General features: G+C 61.2%; 3 protein-coding genes. 2 read left to right on the top strand and 1 reads right to left on the bottom strand.

The features are described from left to right. Nucleotides 1-35: 35 nt before the first annotated feature. A complete protein-coding gene (locus tag VBE63_RS27155) occupies nucleotides 36-1,175 on the bottom strand; it encodes an FkbM family methyltransferase (RefSeq protein WP_323686111.1) in 1,140 nt (379 codons plus the stop codon). Nucleotides 1,176-1,299: 124 nt separating this feature from the next. Between VBE63_RS27155 and VBE63_RS27150 the strand changes: the two genes are divergently transcribed. Both VBE63_RS27150 and VBE63_RS27145 read left to right on the top strand, forming a co-directional pair. Further along, a complete protein-coding gene (locus VBE63_RS27150) occupies nucleotides 1,300-2,112 on the top strand; it encodes an AAA family ATPase (RefSeq protein ID WP_323686112.1) in 813 nt (270 codons plus the stop codon). Then, nucleotides 2,109-2,495, top strand: coding sequence for a hypothetical protein (locus tag VBE63_RS27145; RefSeq protein WP_323686110.1), 387 nt, complete (start codon nucleotides 2,109-2,111; stop codon nucleotides 2,493-2,495). Before VBE63_RS27150 ends, VBE63_RS27145 begins: the two co-directional genes overlap by 4 nt. Nucleotides 2,496-2,621 lie beyond the last annotated feature (126 nt).

Raw genomic sequence — 2,621 nt, 5'->3', positions numbered from 1 at the left:
ACTAAGTTACTGAAAAAATTAAAGATATTATTTAGTCACAAGTCTATCACAAATTTTGCATTTGGGAAAGCGGCGGTTATCTTCGCGTAGCGATACACATGCCTCGGCGTTTTTTCGAGTAGGCAGCGCTTGCCTGCAGCAATCGCCTGCTCGCGCTCTTGCCTGAGTTCGGTAGAAAAGTCCTGCCCATGCAGAAACCATTCGGTCTCGCGCTTAATGGTATGGATAGCATCGCTTTCCCCGAGTATCGTCGCCATGAGAGTTGTCCCCGTATGCCCACAACCGACGACAAAGATCATCTCGACTGCGTCCAGCTCAGCATCATCCACTGCGTTTGACTGATGAACTTCTGCAGCGTCAGAAATAGGATGCTGCGCAGACAAGGTAAGCGGCAGCGGCTTACCAATCTGCTTTAGGTAAGCCGACTCATCGAAGTCCGGACCGAGACGACGCAGCAAACGCAGGCTCAGATCGTAACTGCCGTAGGCAACATGCAAGATGACGGCAAGCTTCTTCAGCTGATCTGTGCTCAGCGTATCGAGTTGGTTGATGTCACGGATATAGACCGCATCGGCAGTGGTCAGCTGGTTGATGCCCTGATGGATGCCACCCTTGAGCTTCATCGGCGCATACAACCGCCGCCGCTGCTCCAGCAGCGTGTGCAGCATGAAGCCATGCGCGCGCATCCAGTGATCGATATCCGCAAACAGCGGCTGCCCTTCATAGAGCTGGATGAAGTTGGCCTCGGTCTGGATGACCAAGGTGTCTTTGAGCTTGTGTTCACCATGCTTAAAGACGGTCAGCTCGCCGCCTTGGATGTCGATCTTGAGCCAATCGATGTGGCTGATCTCAGGCACGTCGTCAAGACGGACGGTGTCCATCAGTGCGGTGCGTTTGACCTTGCCCCAGATCGGGTAGCCCTGGAAATGATCGAGCACGGCGGTGTTCGGCTTCAGCGTCGAGGTCATGCCGGAGGCTTGGCAGATGTACAGCGTGGCCTGTTCACCGTTGCCCACGGCATGCGGCAAGTAGGTCTCGTGCGGCCCCTTCCTCTGTTGCAGCTTGGCGAGGGCGTCGGGCTGAGGCTCGAAGCCGACCAGTCTGATAACCCCTTGCTTCAGCAGGCCGGCATAGGGTGGCGTTCCGTCGATGGGATTTGCGCCGATGTCGACCACACGGATGGGTTCATCGAGTTGCCAGGGGACGTGCTTGGGCTCGTTGTGCGCTCTTTGGAGGCTGTTTGTGCGTCGGCGCGGAAGACTGGATGGGCGGTTTCGAGATGGGCTTGGCGTTGCGAGGCTGGGGCTTGGCGGCACCGCGACCGTTTGCTGGTGTCCTCGGCGCTGCGGCAAGACCTCGCTGATCCGCCAGGTCGCGGCCCGGCTCCACTGGCCGGTGCAGGAGGTGACCTGTCATGGGCGCATGGAGCTGAGTGATCTGCTCGGCAGCTTTCAGCTGAGCAACGCCAGTACGCGCTTTGTGTACGGTCCCTTGGCGCTCGCCGCGCGCGAGGGTCATCTGCTGATCCTCAACGAGCTCGATCTGATGGACCCGGCCGAGCTGGCCGGACTCAACGACATCGTCGAGGGCGCACCTTTGGTGATCGCCCAGAATGGCGGTGAGCTGATCCGCCCGCACCGGAAGTTTCGCGTCATCGCCACCGGCAACAGTGTCGGCGCTGGCGATCAGACCGGGCTCTATCAGGGCGTGTTGCGCCAGAACCTGGCGTTCCTGGACCGGTTCCGCGTGCTGCGGGTGAGCTATCCGGAGCCTGAGGTCGAGCAGTCGCTGCTCGCTGAGCTGGTACCGTCCTTACCAAGGGAGATCGCCGACAAGCTGGTGGTCGTCGCCAATGAGGTGCGGCGGCTGTTCATGGGCGAGAGCGCCGATCATCTGACCGGCAACGCCGGGCAGAGCGAGCTGACCCTGACGCTCTCGACGCGCGCCCTGGTGCGCTGGGCACGGCTGACAGTGACCTTCAAGGGGGCGCCGAATCCGCTCGCCTATGCGCTCGATCAGGCCTTGACCGCGCGTGCGGTGGCCGAGGAGCGTGAAGCCATCCATCGCATTGCCGCTGATGTGCTTGGCCCGCTCTGGAGCGGGGCGCAATGAGCGATCCGGAGCCGACGCCCTGGCAGCTGTTTCGCTATCGGCATGCGCACGGCGGCTCCAAGGACTGGGCCTATCGGTGCCGCACAGACGGCGACCTCGAGGTCTGCTGGGGGCGCACCGGTCAGGTGAGCCAGCAGCGCCGTTATCCAGCCCGAGTGGGACTGTCGATTCTGCGGCTGGCCGCTGAGAAGCAGGCCAAAGGTTATGTGCTGCTGGGCCAGGCGGTGCTGAAGGATCAGCGCCTTGAGCTGTTCTCGACGCCCTTGTCCGCGTCTTCAGCATCAACGCCTGCGCCGTCCCCGCCTCCCCCACAAGCCTTGCCAACCGCATCGGCCGTCGATCTGTCGCGGATCGCGGTTGGCGAAGACGACTTTTGGTTCTGACCGCCGTCCTCTTTCCATCACTGCCGCGCGGTCGTCCTCAAGACACCGCGCAGGGAGCAACCGAATGAATACAGACTCCATTCGCATCCAGCCACCTTCTCCAGTGCACACGAGCACCGTGCCCGT

The organism is Lamprobacter sp. (genome assembly GCF_034860625.1).
In the GTDB taxonomy this organism is placed as follows: domain Bacteria; phylum Pseudomonadota; class Gammaproteobacteria; order Chromatiales; family Chromatiaceae; genus Lamprobacter.
This window is presented reverse-complemented; position numbering and strand designations above follow the sequence as displayed.

Excerpts from the sequence above, each read along its gene's own strand:
- VBE63_RS27145 (WP_323686110.1), top strand. The coding sequence starts at position 2,109 with ATGAGCGATCCGGAGCCGACGCCCTGGCAGCTGTTTCGCTATCGGCAT.